The organism is Mycolicibacterium sp. MU0050, from assembly GCF_963378085.1.
Classification (GTDB): Bacteria; Actinomycetota; Actinomycetes; order Mycobacteriales; family Mycobacteriaceae; genus Mycobacterium; species Mycobacterium wendilense.
This window is the reverse complement of the sequence record NZ_OY726395.1, coordinates 2,492,636-2,508,344: the sequence shown is the minus strand read 5'-3', so window position 1 is coordinate 2,508,344 and position 15,709 is coordinate 2,492,636. Positions and strand designations below refer to the sequence as shown.

16 protein-coding genes are annotated in these 15,709 nt (G+C 67.5%); 5 read left to right on the top strand and 11 right to left on the bottom strand.

What is annotated here, in order from left to right:
* Positions 1 to 10: 10 nt before the first annotated feature.
* The 8 genes from R2K23_RS11765 to R2K23_RS11730 all read right to left on the bottom strand — a co-directional run bounded on the left by R2K23_RS11765 (position 11) and on the right by R2K23_RS11730 (position 9,003).
* Positions 11 to 1,219, bottom strand: a complete 1,209-nt coding sequence (locus tag R2K23_RS11765; protein ID WP_316516848.1) for a cytochrome P450 — start codon at positions 1,217 to 1,219, stop codon at positions 11 to 13.
* Between the two features lie 69 nt (positions 1,220 to 1,288).
* Complete coding sequence (locus tag R2K23_RS11760; protein WP_316516846.1) at positions 1,289 to 2,041, bottom strand: SDR family oxidoreductase; 753 nt, start codon at positions 2,039 to 2,041, stop codon at positions 1,289 to 1,291.
* A gap of 35 nt (positions 2,042 to 2,076) precedes the next feature.
* Positions 2,077 to 3,375, bottom strand: a complete 1,299-nt coding sequence (locus R2K23_RS11755) for an amidohydrolase family protein (RefSeq protein ID WP_316516844.1) — start codon at positions 3,373 to 3,375, stop codon at positions 2,077 to 2,079.
* A 19-nt stretch (positions 3,376 to 3,394) separates the two neighbouring features.
* Positions 3,395 to 4,387: an enoyl-CoA hydratase/isomerase family protein gene (locus tag R2K23_RS11750; RefSeq protein ID WP_316516842.1), complete on the bottom strand. Its 993-nt coding sequence runs from the start codon at positions 4,385 to 4,387 to the stop codon at positions 3,395 to 3,397.
* 52 nt (positions 4,388 to 4,439) lie between these two features.
* On the bottom strand, positions 4,440 to 6,095 hold the full coding sequence (locus tag R2K23_RS11745; protein ID WP_316516840.1) for a class I adenylate-forming enzyme family protein: 1,656 nt from the start codon (positions 6,093 to 6,095) through the stop codon (positions 4,440 to 4,442).
* The gene (locus R2K23_RS11740) at positions 6,092 to 6,631 is read right to left on the bottom strand and encodes a VOC family protein (protein WP_316516839.1); all 540 of its coding nucleotides are present in this window, start codon (positions 6,629 to 6,631) and stop codon (positions 6,092 to 6,094) included. Before R2K23_RS11740 ends, R2K23_RS11745 begins: the two co-directional genes overlap by 4 nt.
* Before the next feature lie 48 nt (positions 6,632 to 6,679).
* Positions 6,680 to 7,534 (bottom strand): phytanoyl-CoA dioxygenase family protein, encoded by an 855-nt coding sequence (locus tag R2K23_RS11735; RefSeq protein ID WP_316516837.1) that lies wholly within the window; start codon positions 7,532 to 7,534, stop codon positions 6,680 to 6,682.
* 59 nt (positions 7,535 to 7,593) lie between these two features.
* A complete protein-coding gene (locus R2K23_RS11730; RefSeq protein WP_316516836.1) occupies positions 7,594 to 9,003 on the bottom strand; it encodes an amidohydrolase family protein in 1,410 nt (469 codons plus the stop codon).
* A 186-nt stretch (positions 9,004 to 9,189) separates the two neighbouring features.
* Here R2K23_RS11730 and R2K23_RS11725 point away from each other — a divergent pair, with 186 nt between their 5' ends.
* Positions 9,190 to 9,834, top strand: coding sequence for a TetR/AcrR family transcriptional regulator (locus R2K23_RS11725; RefSeq protein WP_316516835.1), 645 nt, complete (start codon positions 9,190 to 9,192; stop codon positions 9,832 to 9,834).
* Positions 9,835 to 9,861: 27 nt separating this feature from the next.
* On the opposite strand, the gene R2K23_RS11720 is transcribed toward R2K23_RS11725, so the two are convergent.
* Positions 9,862 to 10,788 carry an SDR family NAD(P)-dependent oxidoreductase gene (locus R2K23_RS11720; RefSeq protein ID WP_316516834.1) on the bottom strand — a complete coding sequence of 309 codons (927 nt, stop codon included), beginning with the start codon at positions 10,786 to 10,788 and terminating at the stop codon, positions 9,862 to 9,864.
* Between the two features lie 351 nt (positions 10,789 to 11,139).
* On the opposite strand from R2K23_RS11720, the gene R2K23_RS11715 reads away from it, so the two are divergent.
* From R2K23_RS11715 to R2K23_RS11700, 4 genes are read left to right on the top strand one after another with little or no spacing between them, the layout of a single operon-like run.
* The gene (locus R2K23_RS11715) at positions 11,140 to 12,321 is read left to right on the top strand and encodes a cytochrome P450 (RefSeq protein WP_316516832.1); all 1,182 of its coding nucleotides are present in this window, start codon (positions 11,140 to 11,142) and stop codon (positions 12,319 to 12,321) included.
* An 11-nt stretch (positions 12,322 to 12,332) separates the two neighbouring features.
* Complete coding sequence (locus R2K23_RS11710; protein WP_316516830.1) at positions 12,333 to 12,749, top strand: VOC family protein; 417 nt, start codon at positions 12,333 to 12,335, stop codon at positions 12,747 to 12,749.
* Entirely contained in the window at positions 12,746 to 13,951 is a 1,206-nt protein-coding gene (locus tag R2K23_RS11705; protein ID WP_316516828.1) for a cytochrome P450, read from the top strand. The genes R2K23_RS11710 and R2K23_RS11705 overlap by 4 nt, the downstream gene beginning before the upstream one ends.
* Entirely contained in the window at positions 13,951 to 14,148 is a 198-nt protein-coding gene (locus R2K23_RS11700; protein ID WP_316516826.1) for a ferredoxin, read from the top strand. The genes R2K23_RS11705 and R2K23_RS11700 overlap by 1 nt, the downstream gene beginning before the upstream one ends.
* Before the next feature lie 130 nt (positions 14,149 to 14,278).
* Here the strand turns inward: R2K23_RS11700 and R2K23_RS11695 are convergent, their stop codons facing one another.
* Together R2K23_RS11695 and R2K23_RS11690 are read right to left on the bottom strand one after the other, a co-directional pair.
* Positions 14,279 to 14,749 carry a CAP domain-containing protein gene (locus R2K23_RS11695; protein WP_316516825.1) on the bottom strand — a complete coding sequence of 157 codons (471 nt, stop codon included), beginning with the start codon at positions 14,747 to 14,749 and terminating at the stop codon, positions 14,279 to 14,281.
* Positions 14,750 to 14,837: 88 nt separating this feature from the next.
* Positions 14,838 to 15,695: a 3-hydroxybutyryl-CoA dehydrogenase gene (locus tag R2K23_RS11690; protein ID WP_316516822.1), complete on the bottom strand. Its 858-nt coding sequence runs from the start codon at positions 15,693 to 15,695 to the stop codon at positions 14,838 to 14,840.
* Positions 15,696 to 15,709: the final 14 nt, after the last annotated feature.

Below are 15,709 nucleotides of genomic sequence, written 5' to 3'. Positions count from 1 at the left end.
GATTTCCGTATCAGCCCACGACCAGGGGGAGTCGGTCCCATCCCCGGACGGTCGAGGTTGGTGACATCTCCGCGCCCTGGAGATCGACGTCCCACTCGGGAAATCGAATCAGCAACTCCTCCAGCGCAATCCGGCCCTCGAGCCGGGTCAGCGCCGCACCCAGGCAGAAGTGCGCGCCCAGCCCGAAGGTGAGCAGCGAGGGAACCTTGCGATGGATGTCGAAACGGTCGGGGTCCTCATACACCCGCTCGTCACGGTTGGCCGCCCCTGCGACCAGCAGGATCGCGGCGCCCTCGGGAACGGTGCGCCCATGGAATTCGGCGTCCTGGGCCACGTAGCGGCCGATGTGCGGCGCCGGCGGTTCGAAGCGCAGGATCTCCTCGACGGCGCCGGGGATCAGTGTCGGATCCTCCACGAGTTCGCGTCGTTGGTCGGGATGGTCGGCGAGCACCTTGGCGGTCCAGCCGATCAGCCGTGTCGTGGTCTCGTTGCCGGCTCCGGCGACCACCTGGACATAGGCCAGGATCTCGTCGCGCGTCAGCCGTCGTCGGGTGCCGGTCTCGTCCACGAATTCGAGGTGCAGCAGCTCGCTCATGATGTCGTCGGACGGGTTGTCGACGCGCCAGTCGAGATACTCGGCGAACACCCCGCCGCGTACCAGGTTGTTCTCCTTGAACTTCATCTTCTTGCCCGGCGCCACCCGCAGATTCGCATCGCTGCGGTCCCGGATCGATTCCTGATCCTGCTCGGGGATGCCGAGCAGCATGCCGATCACCCGCATCGGCATCTGGGCCGCGAACTCCGTGATCACGTCGAAGCGGTCGGTGCCCACCAGCGGGTCCAGGCACGCGGCCGAGAACGCCCGGATCTTCGGTTCCAGGCCGGCGACCGTCTTGGGCGTGAACATCTTCGACACCAGCTTGCGGTGGATGGCGTGGGTCGGCGCGTCCTCGTAGATGACGAGCCCGGGCGGCATCTCGATGCCCGACTTGATCAGCTCGAGGATGTTGCCGCGGCCCGACTTGAACGTGTCGCGGTCGGCGAACGCCTTCGAGACGTCCTCGTGCCGGCTGACCGCGTAGAAGTCGTGGCGCTCGTTGTAATACAGCGGCGCCTCCGCCCGGAGCCGGCTGAACGTCGGGTACGGATCTCGGTTGATGTCGAGGTCGTAGGGGTCGTAGTACACGTCGCTGGCGGGCGCCAACTGCTCGGTGGACACTGGGCTGTTCCCTTCCCTGGGGCGGGCGCGATCGGCGGCCTCATCCGGAATTGTGTTGTGCTTCATGCGTTATGCCCCCATACCCCCGTCGACTGAAATGGCCTGCCCGGTCAGGAAGCCGGGGGCTTCGTCGCAGAGCCAGACCGCGATGTCGGCGATCTCGCTCGCCTCGGCCAGCCGCCCGATGGGCGCGGCGGCCAGCAGGTTCTCGATGATCTCCGGCGACATCGACTCCCGGAACATCGGGGTGTCGACGGTGCCCGGGCAGATCGCGTTGATCCGCAGCCCCTGGCCGGCGTACTCGCGGGCGGCGACCCTGGTCAGCCCGACGACGCCGTGTTTGGCCGCGGTGTAGGCCGACACGGTCGCGGCCGCGCGCAGCCCGGCCACCGAGGCGCAGTTGACGATGGCCCCGCCACCGCCCTCGAGAATGGCCGGAATCTGGTGGCGCAGGCACGAAAACGTCCCGGTGAGGTCCACGGCCAGCACCCGGTTCCAGTTCTCCATGGTGCTGTCGGCGGTCAGATTGCCGTGCTCGCCGTCGATGCCGGCGGAATTGAACGCCGCGTCGAGGCGCCCGTAGGTGGCGACGGTGCGGGCGACCGCCTCGCCGACTCCCGCGTCGTCGGTCACGTCGCACGGCACGAAGGTGGCGCTGCCGATCGCGCTCAGCTCGGCTTCGACCTTGGCGCCGGCCTCCTCGTCGACGTCGGCGAGCGCCACGGCGTAGCCGCGGCGGGCGAACGCGGTGGCCGCGGCCCGACCGATTCCCGATCCCGCGCCGGTGACGAACACGACCTTCTGGTGCTGCTCTGGGGGCACTGTTCCTCGTCTCTGGATTTGTCGAGCCGCCGTCGTCACCGGGCCGGCATGCCGGCGAGGGCCGGGTGCGGTAGGTGCGCAGCGCGGTCATCGAGGCGGTCGATCACCACGGCGCCGTCCCGGATGACGGCCCGCAACGCTGCTTGGGGGCGGGCCAGCAGGGCAAGGTCCTCGACGGGGTTCCCGTCGACGACGATCAGGTCGGCCAGTGCGCCGGGTGCGATCACGCCCACCTGGGCGGGCGGGTCCACCAGCAGCTGGCCGGCGTTGCGCGTGCCCCACGCCAGCACGTCTTCCGGTGTGAGGCCGTCGATCTGGCCGTAGTAGTCGAACTCGCGGCCGTAGTTGCCCACCTGATGGTCCAGTGGATCGTCGTCCATGAGGTCCCGGAAGACGCCGCTGTAGTCGTCGCCGATCAGGATCCTGACCCCGGCGGCCTGTGCCACCGGCAGCATGGCGCGGACGTGGTCGTACATGGCTCGGGTGATGCCGAACTGCTCGGCGTAGCCGAGTTCGAGCAGGCTACGCAGATAGATCAGGCTGGGGACCCAGAACGTGCCGGATTCGGCCATGGCGGCGATGACCTCGTCGTCCACCTCGTCGCCGTGATCGACGACGTCGAGGCCGAGTTCGATGCATTCCATGATCATCGCCTTGTCGGCGACGTGGGCGCGGACCTTGGCGCCGCGTTCGTGGGCGGTGTTGATGATTGCCGCGATCTCGTCGCGAGACATGTTGCGGGTGGTCCGGTTCAGTTGACCGTGCCCCGAGCTGGCGAAGATCTTGATGGTCTCGGCGCCGCGGTTGATCTCCTGGCGGACCAGCGCGCGCAGGGCGTCGGGGCCGTCGGCGCAGATGTCGGTGCCGGGCGTCTGGTAGGCCTTCCACCACCGACCGCCGTTGTTCATGTCGCCGGTGGTGCCGATGTGGTGTCCGCAGGCGCGGATCCGCGGGCCGGGGATGATGTCCTCGTCGATGGCCATCTTCAGCTGCGCGTCAACGTAATTGGAGCAGGAGGCGCCGGAGAAGCCGGTGAAACCGCTCTCCAGCAGCACCCGGCAGGTGCGGACCCCGATCGCCATCAGCACGCCGGGCGGGCGTTCCTTGCCCAGCCGGTCGCTGTCGGCGATGTTGAACTTGTAGAAGTCGGAGTGCAGGTGGCTGGTGATCAGGCCGGGCATCAGGGTCATCCCCGCGGCGTCGATCACCCGGGTCGCCTCCACCGGGACGGGGCCGTCGATCGCGGTGATCGTGTTGCCCTGCACGGTCACGGTGTGTGTGCCCGGCAGCAGGCTGGTGCCGTCGAAAACCCTTGCATTGTCGATTACCAACATCGTCGGTCCTCCGTTGTCCTCAGTTGCCGGCGGCCCGGCCCCGGCGACTCAGCCGCCAGTCCGGCGGGAACTGGGCGTCGTTGTCGCGGACGGTGTCGGTGAGGCGGCTCAGCGTCTCCTCGTCGAGTTCCATCGAGCCGGCGCGGGGGTCGGGCCGGAGCTGGTCGAGGGTCGACTCGAGCAGTCCGGCGACGATGCTGCCCATGTATTCGCCCTGGTGCTGCTTGTAGATTTCGAAGAACGTCTTCTGGGCGAACACCGTGTCGGTGGGCCGGCTGCGGGAGCACGCCAGCGCGTACTTCTCGGTCATCGCCTCGAGTTCGTCGAACGGTACGACGGCGTTGACAAAGCTGCAGTCGTACATCTCCTTGGCGGTGAAGGGGCGGCCGGTGAACACCATCTCCATGAACTTGCGCGCCCCCATGGTGTTGCACCACTGCCATTGGCGCGCAGCGAAACCCGCGTACCGCCAGGCCGCGTGACCGAACAGGGAGTCCTCGGAGGCGACCACGATGTCGGCGTCGGCCGCCTGGTAGAAGTGCCAGCCGTAGCAGTAGCCCCGCACTTCCAGGATGCTGATCTTCTTGAAGTCCTGCAGGCTGCGCATCCCGGCGCTGGGGTCGGTGTAGAACTGCACGGTGGTGGCGCGGCGACGGTAGGTGCCCTCGGGCGGGTAGACCACGTCGGCGTCCTCGGGCACCCGCACGGCGTGGTTCATGGAGCCCTCGCCGCGGCCGGCCATGGTGTCGAGGAGTTCGGCCAGGTCGGCGCCGCTGCCGAGGTTGGGTCCGTTCGCCCGGATCACCAGGACCTTGACGTCGTCGTCGACGCTGGCGTTGTGCACCAGGTCGGCGTAGCGGTGCTGCGCGTCGATGGTCATCGCGTTGAGCTCGTCGGCCCGGTCCAGGGTGATGGTGGCGATCTTGGTTTCCGGGTTCTTCTCGTAGAGCACGATCTCCTCGGCCGAGGGAACGGTCTTGGCCTCGGTGATGCGTTCTGCCTGTTCGGTCATGTGCCGCGTCTCCTTGTAGCGTTCGTCGAAGTGGGGGAGGCCCCGGTGGGTCTCAGCCGGCGGCCGAGCTCGCATGCGCCGGTCGCGACTGCGCCTCGAGGTGGGTGCCGACCATGTCGGTGAGCTCGGAGAGCCGCACCTTGCCAGTGGGCGTCCGGGGGATGTCGTCGTGGGTGATGAAGACGATGCGGCGGGGGACCTTGAAACTCGACAGCGTCTCGCGCAAGGCGGCTCGCAGCTCGGCCTCGGTAGGGTCCTGTCCGGCGGCTGGAACCACTGCCGCGACCACCTTTTCGCCGAGATCAGGGTCGGGTAAGCCCGCCACGACGGCGAGCTCGACGTCGGGCAGCGCGTTGAGGGCCGCCTCGACCTCGAGCCGGGACACGTTGGCCGAGTTGGTCTTGATCATGTCGCTGATGCGGCCGACGAAGAACGCGTAGCCGTCGGCGTCGATGCGCACCAGGTCGGCGGTCGGGAAGAAGCCGTCCGGGGTGAACACCGAGTCCCGGGGCACCTTGTAGAGGCCGGTCATCAGCGCCCCGCCGCGCAGCTGTAGCTCCCCGACCTCGCCGGGGGCGACCTCGACGCCGGTCGCGGGGTCGACCACCCGGCGCTCGATGCCGTTCACCGCGCGCCCCGCCGCACCCGCCTTCGACTCGGGCAGCCGCCGCGTGACCGGCTCGGCGCTGTGCGGCGCAAAGCTTTCCGACATGCCCAGCATCCGGGTCTGCAGATGCCGCGGGATCGGGTCACCGTTCTCGTCGCGGGTGGGTCCCGTGGTGATCTTGATGGGCACGAGGTCGATGCCCCGCTCGGCGGCCCGGGCCTGCAGCTTGGCCAACATGTGCCAGATGACGACGTTGGTGATGTTGTGGCGTTCGATGGTGTCCAGCACGGTGTCGACGTCCGGCGCGGTGGGATAAACCAGCGTGCTCCCGGTGCTCAGGACCTGCAACGCCGCGGAGATACCGCCCATCCAGAACGCCGGCAGCAGCGACAGCGTGCGGTCGTGGGGTTGCACGTCGAAGTAGGTGGCCAGCACCGGGGGTTGGCGGGCGACGGCCCACTGCCCGTGCACCACCGCCTTCGGCGCGGCGGTGCTGCCGGAGGTATACACCACGAAAGCATCGTCTCCGGGCACCACCTCGTTCTCGACGGCGGCCAGCAGCGCGCGGTCCGGGGCCTCGGGTCCCTCGGCCCGGGCGTGCAGCGCGGCCAGCGACGACGCCCACGGCAGGTCGTCGGCCTCGTCGAGCCACACCGACCGCAAGTGTGGGGCCGCCGGAAGACGAAGTGCCCGTGCGGTGCCGTCATGGATGCCGGGCAGTGCCGCCTCGAGGATCTGGCCGTGGTCCCGGGACAGGAAGCGCCGGGCGCCGATCAGGATCTGCGCGTCGCTGGTGCGCAGAATGTGGGCGAGTTCGGTGGGCGTGGACAGGGTGCTGATCGGGGTGACCAGGGCGCCGATGCGCAGCGCGGCATAGAAGGTGGTGAGGAACAGCGCGCTGTCCGGCGCGAGCACCGCGATCCGGGTGGCCTTGCCGACCCCGACGGCCAGCAGGGCGCGCGCCATTTGCGACGTGCGCTCGTCCAGATCGCGGTAGGTGAGTGTCTCGTCGGCGACCCGTAGCGCGTCGTGGTCGCCGCGCCGCGCGACGACCTCGGCGAACAGTTTCGGGAAGGTCGAGGCGGGTTCGGTGGCGGTCATCTGGAGAACCGGGTGATGGGGTCGACGCCGTCCCAGGACTGGGCCGCGGCGCGCATGGCGGCAAATCCCTTCTCGCGCACCGGGCTCGGCTCGAGGAGTTCGACCATGAAGCCCAGCATCGGGGTGGTGTCCACCCAGCAGGTGCGGCTGTTGCCCACCTTGCCCTCGAACGCGAGTTCGGCGCCCGCGCCGAGGTAGGCGTCGCGTTCGGCCTCGTAGTCGGTGCACACCAGCGCCATGTGGTGCAGGCCGGACTGGCCGCGGGCGAACATGTCGCGGAACACCCCGGGGTCGTCGTTGTCCTGCGCGACCAGCTCGATCTGGAGGTCGCCGGCGTAGGCGATGGCCGCGGTGACCACCGGAAACTCTGCCGGGGTCCCGCGGTGGCGCCCGTCGGTGCAGTCCACCCCGTCGAACCAGAAGAACGGCCCGGCCCCGGTGGTGCGGTGCCACGTCTCGATCGCGGCCCGCAGATCGGGCACCACCCAACACACCTGCATGAAATTGCGGTTGGGAAGCGTTGGGGGTGAAGTCACTTGGTGTCCTCGGCGTCGGTGCGGGCTCTGCGGGGCTGGCTCATCGAGTCAGCCGATCAGCGGGAATCGCTCGTCGTTCATGGCCTGCCACGGCACCATCTGAGAGGTGTCGAAGTTGGGGCACGGCGAGCCGTTCCAGCAGATGTCCTCGGGCTGCACCACCAGCAGGTATCCCCAGCGGGGACGGTCCATCATGTTGGCGCCGGCGCCGTGGATCGTCAGATGGGTGTGCACGGTGATATCACCCAACTCGTAGGTCATCTGCTCGCTCATCTCCAGGTCCCGTAGCTCCGGGAAGACGCCGAGCGCGTCGCTGCCGCCGTAGGTGGTGTAGTCACCCAGCACACCAAAGCGGTGCGAACCGTTGACGAACGACATGGTGCCGGCCGGAGGGCCGTAGGGCTCCAACGGAATCCAGAACGTCATGCCGCCGGTGCGGTCGACCGCGAACGTGATGTAGTCCTGGTGGAACGCGGTGGCGCCGTTGCCCCCGTGGCGGGAGGACTTCGTCGACGGCAGTTTCGGGACGAAGAAGTCGGAGTAGTACCGCACCCCGACGTTGGTGCCGTCATTGGCCCGCCGGTTCAGCAACAGCGTGGCGCTCTTGCCGATGTCGTCGATGAGCGGCCGCAGCACCGGGCTGGACAGGCCGCCGCTGCGCTCGGCGTTGAAGTACGCCAACGCGCCCTTGGCCTCGCCCTCCGCCTTCGGGCTCATGCCCGCCTTGAGCGGGTTGCTGTCCGCGTCGGTGCCCATCTTCTCCTGGGCCAGCTCCAACATCTTGGCCAGCACGTCCGGATCGACGAAGCGCTTCAACTTCACCCAGCCGTACTCGTGGAGGTACTCAACTTCCTCCGCGGTGACCAGACGGCACGCCGATTTCAGGCCGGTGTTGTCTTCCATGGTGGGCAATCGTCTCCTCGTATGCGGCGCGGCGGGGTGGTGCGGTCGAAGGGCGGTGATCAGATGAAGATGCCCGGCCCGGTGCGGAACGCGTAGAGGCCCACCACCGCGTCCTCCGGCAACGTGTAGGGCGTGGCAACCTCCCCGACGGTGGGACCGATCCGGTTGGCGACCGCGGTCAGCTTCTCGCGGTCGAGTCCATAGAGGTCAATGGCGGTGTCGCCGAGGAACTTCTGCGTGTACTTCGGGTCGATGTCGGAGAACGTGAACCGCATTGCCTCGCGGGTGTCCGGGAAGGTGCCCTCAGCGTGCGGGTAGTCGTCGCCCCACATCACGTTGTCGACCAGGTCGTGCTCGATGGACAGTTTCGCCTCGCCGTTGGACATGAAACTTGCGCCGATGAAACAGTTCTGGCGGAAGTACTCCGAGGGCGGCTTGGGCAGCTTGGCGCGGATCGCGGCACCGGTGGGGCCGTGGTAGAGACCGTCCATGTCCGCCATGGCCGCCGGCGCCCAGTCCACCCACTGCTCGGTGAGCACCAGCTTGAGGTTCGGGTACCGCTCGAACACGCCGCTGAAGATCATCACCCACAGACCGCGCCGGGTCCTGAACGGCGTCTCCATCATGTACATCATCTGGGCGCCCTGCCCCTCGTAGGGGTAGTGCTCGCCGCCGCCGCCGTGCGTGTTCACCGACAGGCCCGTCTCGTTGCACGCGGCCCAAAGCGGTTCCCACGCAGGGTCGTTCAGCATAGGGAAGTCACCCCGCGGGGCCGGCAGGTTGATGCCCTTGAGGCCCGCCTCGGCGGCCCACTCGACCTCCTTGGCGCACGCGTCCAGATTCGAGATGGGGATGTGCGCAATGCCGGCGTGGCGCTCGGGCGCCAGGGACACGAAGTCCGCCAGCCAGCGGTTGTAGATGCGCACGCCGACCTGCTCCAGGTAGTCGTATGCGGTGTCGCCCCAGCTGATCAGACCGGTGGTGGAAAACGGGATCGACTGGCCGTTGAGGCCGCCGTGGAAGATGACGTCGGCGGCCACACCCTGCTCGTCCATGTCGGCGATGCGCGCGTCGTGGTCCTGCAGCCCGGACGCCAGGCTGTGCTCGTAACTGCGCTGCAAGAAACGGGCGCCGACCTGGTCGGCGTTGCGGATGCCGGCCTGCTTGCCGAACTTCTCCGCCGCCTTCTCGTCGAGCTTCTCGGCCTGGGCCTTACCCCGCTCGGCCTGCGACTTCCCGAGCGACCAGCTTTGCTTCGCACCGGATTTCGCTTCCGAGGAACGCCAGGACAGCAGACCTTGGCTTTCCATCTCCGTCACGAAGCGATCGAAGTCGTCGAGGTATTTCGCCTCGCAGTACGGACGCAGCTGATCCTTGACCGACGGGCCCACGTGGCTGTCGATCGACACGGTGACGTAGCGCTGATCATCGGCGATGGCGCCGACGGAACCGGCGTTCTCTTGCGACATGCTTCCCCTTGTTGCTGACGTTCGAAGGCCCCCGCGAGCCGCCCGTGGACTCGCACATCGGGCGGTGCGTGGGAGTGATGCTAATCGCATTCGGACGCTTTTTGCAACGGTGTTGTACTTTTGCCCCGGCGTGTCAACGCGAGCGGGGAATCCATCCGGGCGAGCGCATTGACTAGGGTTTTCGTCATGTCATCCCGGGTTCAGCAGCGGACGAGTCGGCACGTCCTCGACGCTGCGCGGGCCTTCATCGAGGCCAACGGTGTCGAGGCGCTGTCCATGCGGCGGCTCGCCAGCGAGGCGGGCGTCAGTGTCCGCACGCTCTACAACCACTTCGGCGACAAGGACGGCCTGCTCACCGCCCTGGTCCAACGCTCGCTGGATTCCATCGACGTCGCCGTCCACCACCTGGAGGCGACCGATCCGATCGAACGGATCTGGGAGGCCATCGCCGTCTCGATCGACAAGACCGTGGCGGAGGTCCCCAAGGCCGTGGTCCGCGCGGTCGTGATGGACGATCGCCTGGTCGACCTGGTGAATGTCCGCTGGACCGGCTGGGACCTGATCGTCGCCGAGATCGGCGCGGCGACCGAGGCGGGCGTGCTGCGCGCCGACATCGAACCGACGCTGCTGGCCGAGCACGCCGCCATGGTGTTGTTTCACCTGCAGCGCCGGTGGACCGCCGGCCAACTCGACGACGCCGAACTGCGCGCCGGGGCGTTGCACGCCTTCGACATCTGTCTGCTGGCCGTCGCGCAACCGCGGGCCCGGGCCCGCATCCTCGAGCATGCCCGGTCGCTGAGCGCGCAACGGCCCCGGCTGCGCGAACGCTGAGGCCGACTGAAATGGCCTGTCAGATGGTCATTTCGACGGTGCCGCACTGAAGATGTCGTCGGTCGAGGGCACCGACGCGGAATCGAGATCGAGTACGCGGTCGATGTTGGCCGCGATGCTCTCCGCGGTGAGCGACCCTTCCCGCAGCCCCTTGGTGGCCACGAACGCCATCCGCGCCACCCCGCCCATGCCGACCTGCAGCACCTCGCCGTTGAGCTGACACTGCTCGTGCGCCAGATACGCGACGGCCGGCGCACACAGTTCGGGCGGCATGCTGGCGTTGACCTGCTCGATCTTCTCCGGTGGCAAGCCGTACAGGTTCGACAGGCTGTCGCAGTGATCGGCCGACAACCGGGTGTAGGCGCGGGGCGCGACGGCGTTGACCCGGATGCCCCGGGCCAGGCCCTCGGTGGCGAGATTGCGGGTCAATCCGTAGACCGCGCCCTTGGCCGAGGCGTAGCTGGTCAGGCCGGAAACACCGCCGAGCATGGCCTCCGAGACGGTGTTGACAATGCGCCCGTACCCGGCGGATCGGAAGTGCGGCCACGCCGCCCGGATCACGTACAACGCACCGTAGAAGTGCACGTCGAGCATGGCACGGAACTGGTCGAGGGACAATTCCTCGAAGTCGGCGGGGTCGTGAATCCCCGCGTTGTTGACCACGATGTCGAGCCGGCCAAAGGTGTCGACGGCGGTCTCGACTATGGACGCCGCGGACCGCTCCTCGGCGACGGAGGCGCAGCAGGCGACCGCCTCGCCACCGGCGTCTTTGATCTCCTGCACCACTTGGTCGGCGGGCAACGACGACGTTCCCCCTCCCGCCGGGTCCACACCGTAGTCCGCGACCACCACGCGGGCCCCCTTCTGCGCCAGCAACAGGGCGTGACCTCGACCGATACCGCGGCCGGCACCGGTGACGATCGCGACCCGCCCGTCAAAACGCAACTCTGACATGCCTTTTCCCTCCGCTGTGTACCGAACTGGTGCGCGACACTACCCCCTGCCGGCGGGCCGTCGCGTGCGGCGGGCGAGATTGCGCACCGAAGCATGCTCGCGCTGGGCGCCGGAACCGTTGCCCGCCAGCATCTTTCCCCTGCCACGTCGCCGGGGTGGAGCGCCCGCAGTCCCTCAGCCGAATTTGCCAGGACGGCAGACCGCTGAAGTGCACGAATCCTTGACCCCACGCCGACCCGTCTGCTAAGCAGATGCTCAGCACTTTGTCGTGTCAGGAGATCACCAGCCCGCAGCGCCCAATTTCGACTCCACGCATTGACTTTTCGCACGCCGAACCTTGGAGACCAGGTCATGACCGTTCCCACTGCCGCCGACATGTACTACGACCCGTACAACATCGACCTCAACATGAATCCCTACCCGGCGTTTGCCAGGTTCCGCGAAGAGGCGCCGTTGTACTACAACGAACAGCACGACTTCTACGCGCTGAGCCGCTGGGACGACGTGAACTCCGCCGTCATCGATCACGAGACCTTCAGTTCGGGCCGGGGAGCGTTGCTCGAACTCATCAAGTCCGGTATCGAGATCCCGCCGGGCACGTTGATCTTCGAGGACCCGCCGATCCACAACATCCACCGCAACCTGCTCTCGCGCGTCTTCACCCCGCGCAAGGTGCTGGCGCTGGAGCCGCAAATCCGTGAGTTCACCAATCGCTGCCTGGACCCGCTGGTCGGAACCGGTCGATTCGACTTCGTCAACGATCTCGGCGAACAGATGCCCATGCGGGTCATCGGCATGCTGCTCGGCATTCCGGAGGATCGTCAGCAGTCGGTCACCGACCACGGGGAAGAGGTCCTGCAGGGCAAGACCGTGGACTCGTTGGCGACCGGCGAAGTGTTTGCGGAGTTCGTCGATTGGCGGGCCAAGAATCCGTCCGACGACATCATGACCGATCTGCTGAACGCGGAGTTCGAGGACGAGACGGGCGTGGTGCGCAAACTGCGCCGCGACGAGTTGCTGCTGTACTTGACGGTCATTGCCACCGCCGGCTCCGAGACCACCACCCGGATGTTGGGCTGGGCGGGCAAGACGCTGGCCGAGGTGCCCGAGCAACGGCGGGACATGGTGCAGAACCCGGGTCTGATCCCGCAGGCCATGGAGGAGATCCTGCGGTGGGAGCCGCCGGCCTTGCAGTTGGCGCGCTATGTGACCCGCGACGTCGAGTACTACGGCCAGACCGTTCCGGAGGGTTCGGCGATGCTGCTGCTGGTCGGCGCCGCCAACCGTGACAGCCGTCGGTTCGGGCCGGACAGCGAGGTGTTCAACATCCACCGGGAACAGCGTTCACACATGACGTTTGGGGCGGGCACGCACTTCTGTATGGGCAACGCGCTGGCGCGCCTGGAACTGCGGATCGCCATGGAGGAGATCCTCAAGCGTTTCCCCGAGTGGGAGGTCGACTGGGACAACGCGGTGCCGTCGGAAACGGCCGCCGTTCGGGGCTGGGCCGCCATGCCCACCTTCGTGTCCTGAGACGAGGAAGCATGCATCGCATACTGCTGAGCACCTTCATGATCGACGCGCCGGCGGAGGTTTTCGAAGAGACGACCGCATTCTGGGCGGGGGCGCTGGACGCCGAACCCTTCCGGCCGCGCGGTGGCCGGGACTACCGAATTCTCGAAGGGGCCTCGGCCGACTACCGGGTGGTGGTCCAGAACTCCCATTCCGGTCCGGCCGGCGTGCACTTCGACATCCACACCGACGATCTCGAGGCCGAGGTCGAGCGGTTGAAGGGCCTCGGCGCGACGGTGGTCGACGACTCCTTCGTCGACCACCCGGGAAAGTGGGTGATCATGGCCGACCCCGCGGGCAAGGAGTTCTGCGTGGTGTGGGCCCTGAATCCGCTGCGCCCCCAAGCCGACCGCGACGCGTTCGAACGAAAGGCCAAGACAGTCGCATGACCAAGCCGCAGGTTGTTTTCGACCCGTTCTCTGACGAATATTTCAACGATCCCTACGACATCTACCTGCGCATGCAGGACGAGGCGCCGGTCTACTACAACGAGGAACTCGACTTCTACGCGCTGACCCGGCACGCCGACGTCGCGGCCGCGCTCAAGGACCACGAGACCTACTCCTCGGCCCACGGCTGCGACCTCGCCACCGTGCAGGCCGGCGACGGGCCGCAGGGCAAGGTGATCATCTTCCTGGATCCGCCGGACCACCGGGTGATGCGCAGCCTGGTGAACAAGGCGTTCACCCCGCGCGCCATCCAGTCCCAGCGCGAGACCGTCGAGCACCTCGTCGACCACTACCTCGGTCAGGTCGACCCGGGCAATTTCGACGTGGTCCAGGATTTCTCCGGACCGTTCCCGGTCGAGGTCATCACCCGGATGGCCGGCGTGCCCGAGGATTACCGCCAGAGGGTGCGCGAGTGGATCGACATCACGCTGATGCGTGAACCCGGCAACATGGGGTTCACCGAGGCCGGCATGCAGGCCGCGATCGAATCCGGCACGTACTACTACCAATTGGCCCAGGAGCGTCGGGCCAACCCGCAGGACGACATGATCAGCCGGCTGATCACCGCCGAAATACTGGGGGAGGACGGTCAGGTCCGTACCCTCGATGACATCGAGGTGGCCGGTTTCACGTCGCTGCTGGGCGGCGCCGGGGCGGAGACCGTCACCAAGCTCCTCGGCAACGCGATGGTCACCTTCGCCAAGAACCCCGACCAGTGGCAGAAACTGCTCGACGACCGCAGCAAGGTTCCGGCCGCCGTCGAGGAGATGCTGCGTTTCGACGGCCCCGTGCACTACAACGTCCGCTTCACCCTCAAAGAAGCCCACCTGCACGGTGTCACCATCCCGGCGGGCAAGCCCGTGTTCCTGATGTACGCGGCGGCCAATCGTGATCCGCGGGCATTCACCGATGCGCACCTGTTCGACATCGACCGCGACCGCACAGAGGCGCAGAACCTCGGGCTCGGCTACGGCATCCACAGCTGCCTCGGCGCGGCGCTGGCCCGCCTGGAAACCACCATCGCGTTGGAGCGACTGCTGGACTTCATGCCCCGTTACGAGGTGCAGTGGGACGGCCTGGCGAAGGTGAAGATGCAAAACGTCGCGGGGTATCACCGCGTTCCGGTGAAGGTGCTGCGCTGATGAGCAAGAAGATCGAGGTCGACTTCGAGATCTGCGAAGCCAACGGGGTCTGCATGGGCATCATCCCCGAGGTCTTCGAACTCGACGACGAGGACTACCTGCACGTCCTGCAGGACGAAGTCACCCCCGACAACGAGACCCAGGTCCGCGAGGCCGTGCGCCAATGCCCCCGCCAGGCCATCACCATCCGCGAGTAACCCCCGCCAAACTCAGCGCGAGCGCTCACCACAGCGCGGCGGCCTAACCACACGACGAGCGCTCACCCTTGTACAACATCTTGACGATCTCCGTACAAGGGTGGCCGCTCGCGGCACTGGGTTGGCCCGCTCAGCCGCCGAAGTCGACGACGGCGGTCATCCTGTTGCCGTCGCGGGCCACCGCGAAGCCGCCCGCGGTGAAGGTGCAGTTCAGCAGCAGTGCCCGGTGCGGCGGACTCTTCAGCCACCAGTCGACGGCGGCCCCCGGGTTCGCGGCCAATCCGGCGCCCCAGTAGACGATCTCGCCGGTGGCCCGGGTAGGGGAGTAGCCGGCCGCGGCGATCCGGGCCCCCGGCGATGACCCGTCCGAACCGGAATGACTGGCCACCCCCGTCCGCAGCACGTCGTTGGCGTGGCGCTGCGCCGCGGCCGTCAGGAGCGGATCCGCACCGATCGGCCCGCAGGCCTGACGCGCGGCGCTGATGCGCTGATGCAGCGCCGCACTCAACGGGTCGGCGCCCGCGGGAGGCGCGGCGAAGGTGCCGAGCACGGCAGCAGCGAACATCGCCGAGACGGGGCCGATCGCGCGTTTCGCCTTCATGGCTGCCCCTACCAGTTGCCCCCTGGGATGGTGCAGCAAACAATGCTACCGACTCGGACCGTGGGGCGGTCCGGAATCGGGGCTTCGGTTACTTCTTGGGATAGTCGAAGAATCCGCGGCCGGACTTGCGCCCCAGCTGGCCGGCTTCGACCTTGCGCCGCAGCAGCGCCGGGGGAGCGTAGAGCTGCTCCCGAGTTTCGGCGTACATCGATTCCGCGACCGCCATCGTGGTGTCGAGCCCGATGAGGTCGGTCAACGCCAGGGGGCCCATCGGATGCCCGCAGCCGCCGACCATGCCCTTGTCGATGTCCTCGGCGCTGGCCAGGCCCGCGTCCGCCATCCGGATCGCCGACAGCAGGTAGGGGATGAGCAACGCGTTGACGACGAAGCCCGCCCGGTCCTTCGCCGTGATGGTGGTCTTGCCGAGCTGGCCCGCGGCGAAGTCGTGTGCGCGACGGACGGTTTCCTCCGACGAAGCCTCACACGCGATGATCTCGACCAGCGGCATCACCGGCGCCGGGTTGAAGAAGTGCAGGCCGACCACGCGTTCCGGATTCACCGTGGCGGCGGCCAATTGCATGATCGGGATGGACGAGGTGTTGCTGGACAGGATCGCGTCGGGGCGCACGATCTGGCCGAGGCGTTCGAAGATCTCCGTCTTGACCGCCAGGTTCTCGACGACCGCCTCGATCACCAGGTCGCGGTCGGCCAGGTCGTCCATCTGTTCGGTGAAACGGACGCGGCCGCGGACCTCGTCGCGATTGGCCTCGGTGAGCTTGCCCTTGCGCACCGCGGTGTCCAGCGAGCCCTCGAGCTTGCTCTTGGCGGCCTCCACCAGGTCGCTGTTGATCTCCCGCAGCACGACGTCGCAGCCGTGCCGCGCGGCGACCTCCGCGATGCCGCAGCCCATGATGCCGCCACCGATGACTCCTACGGCAGATTCCACATTTGCTCCCTTCG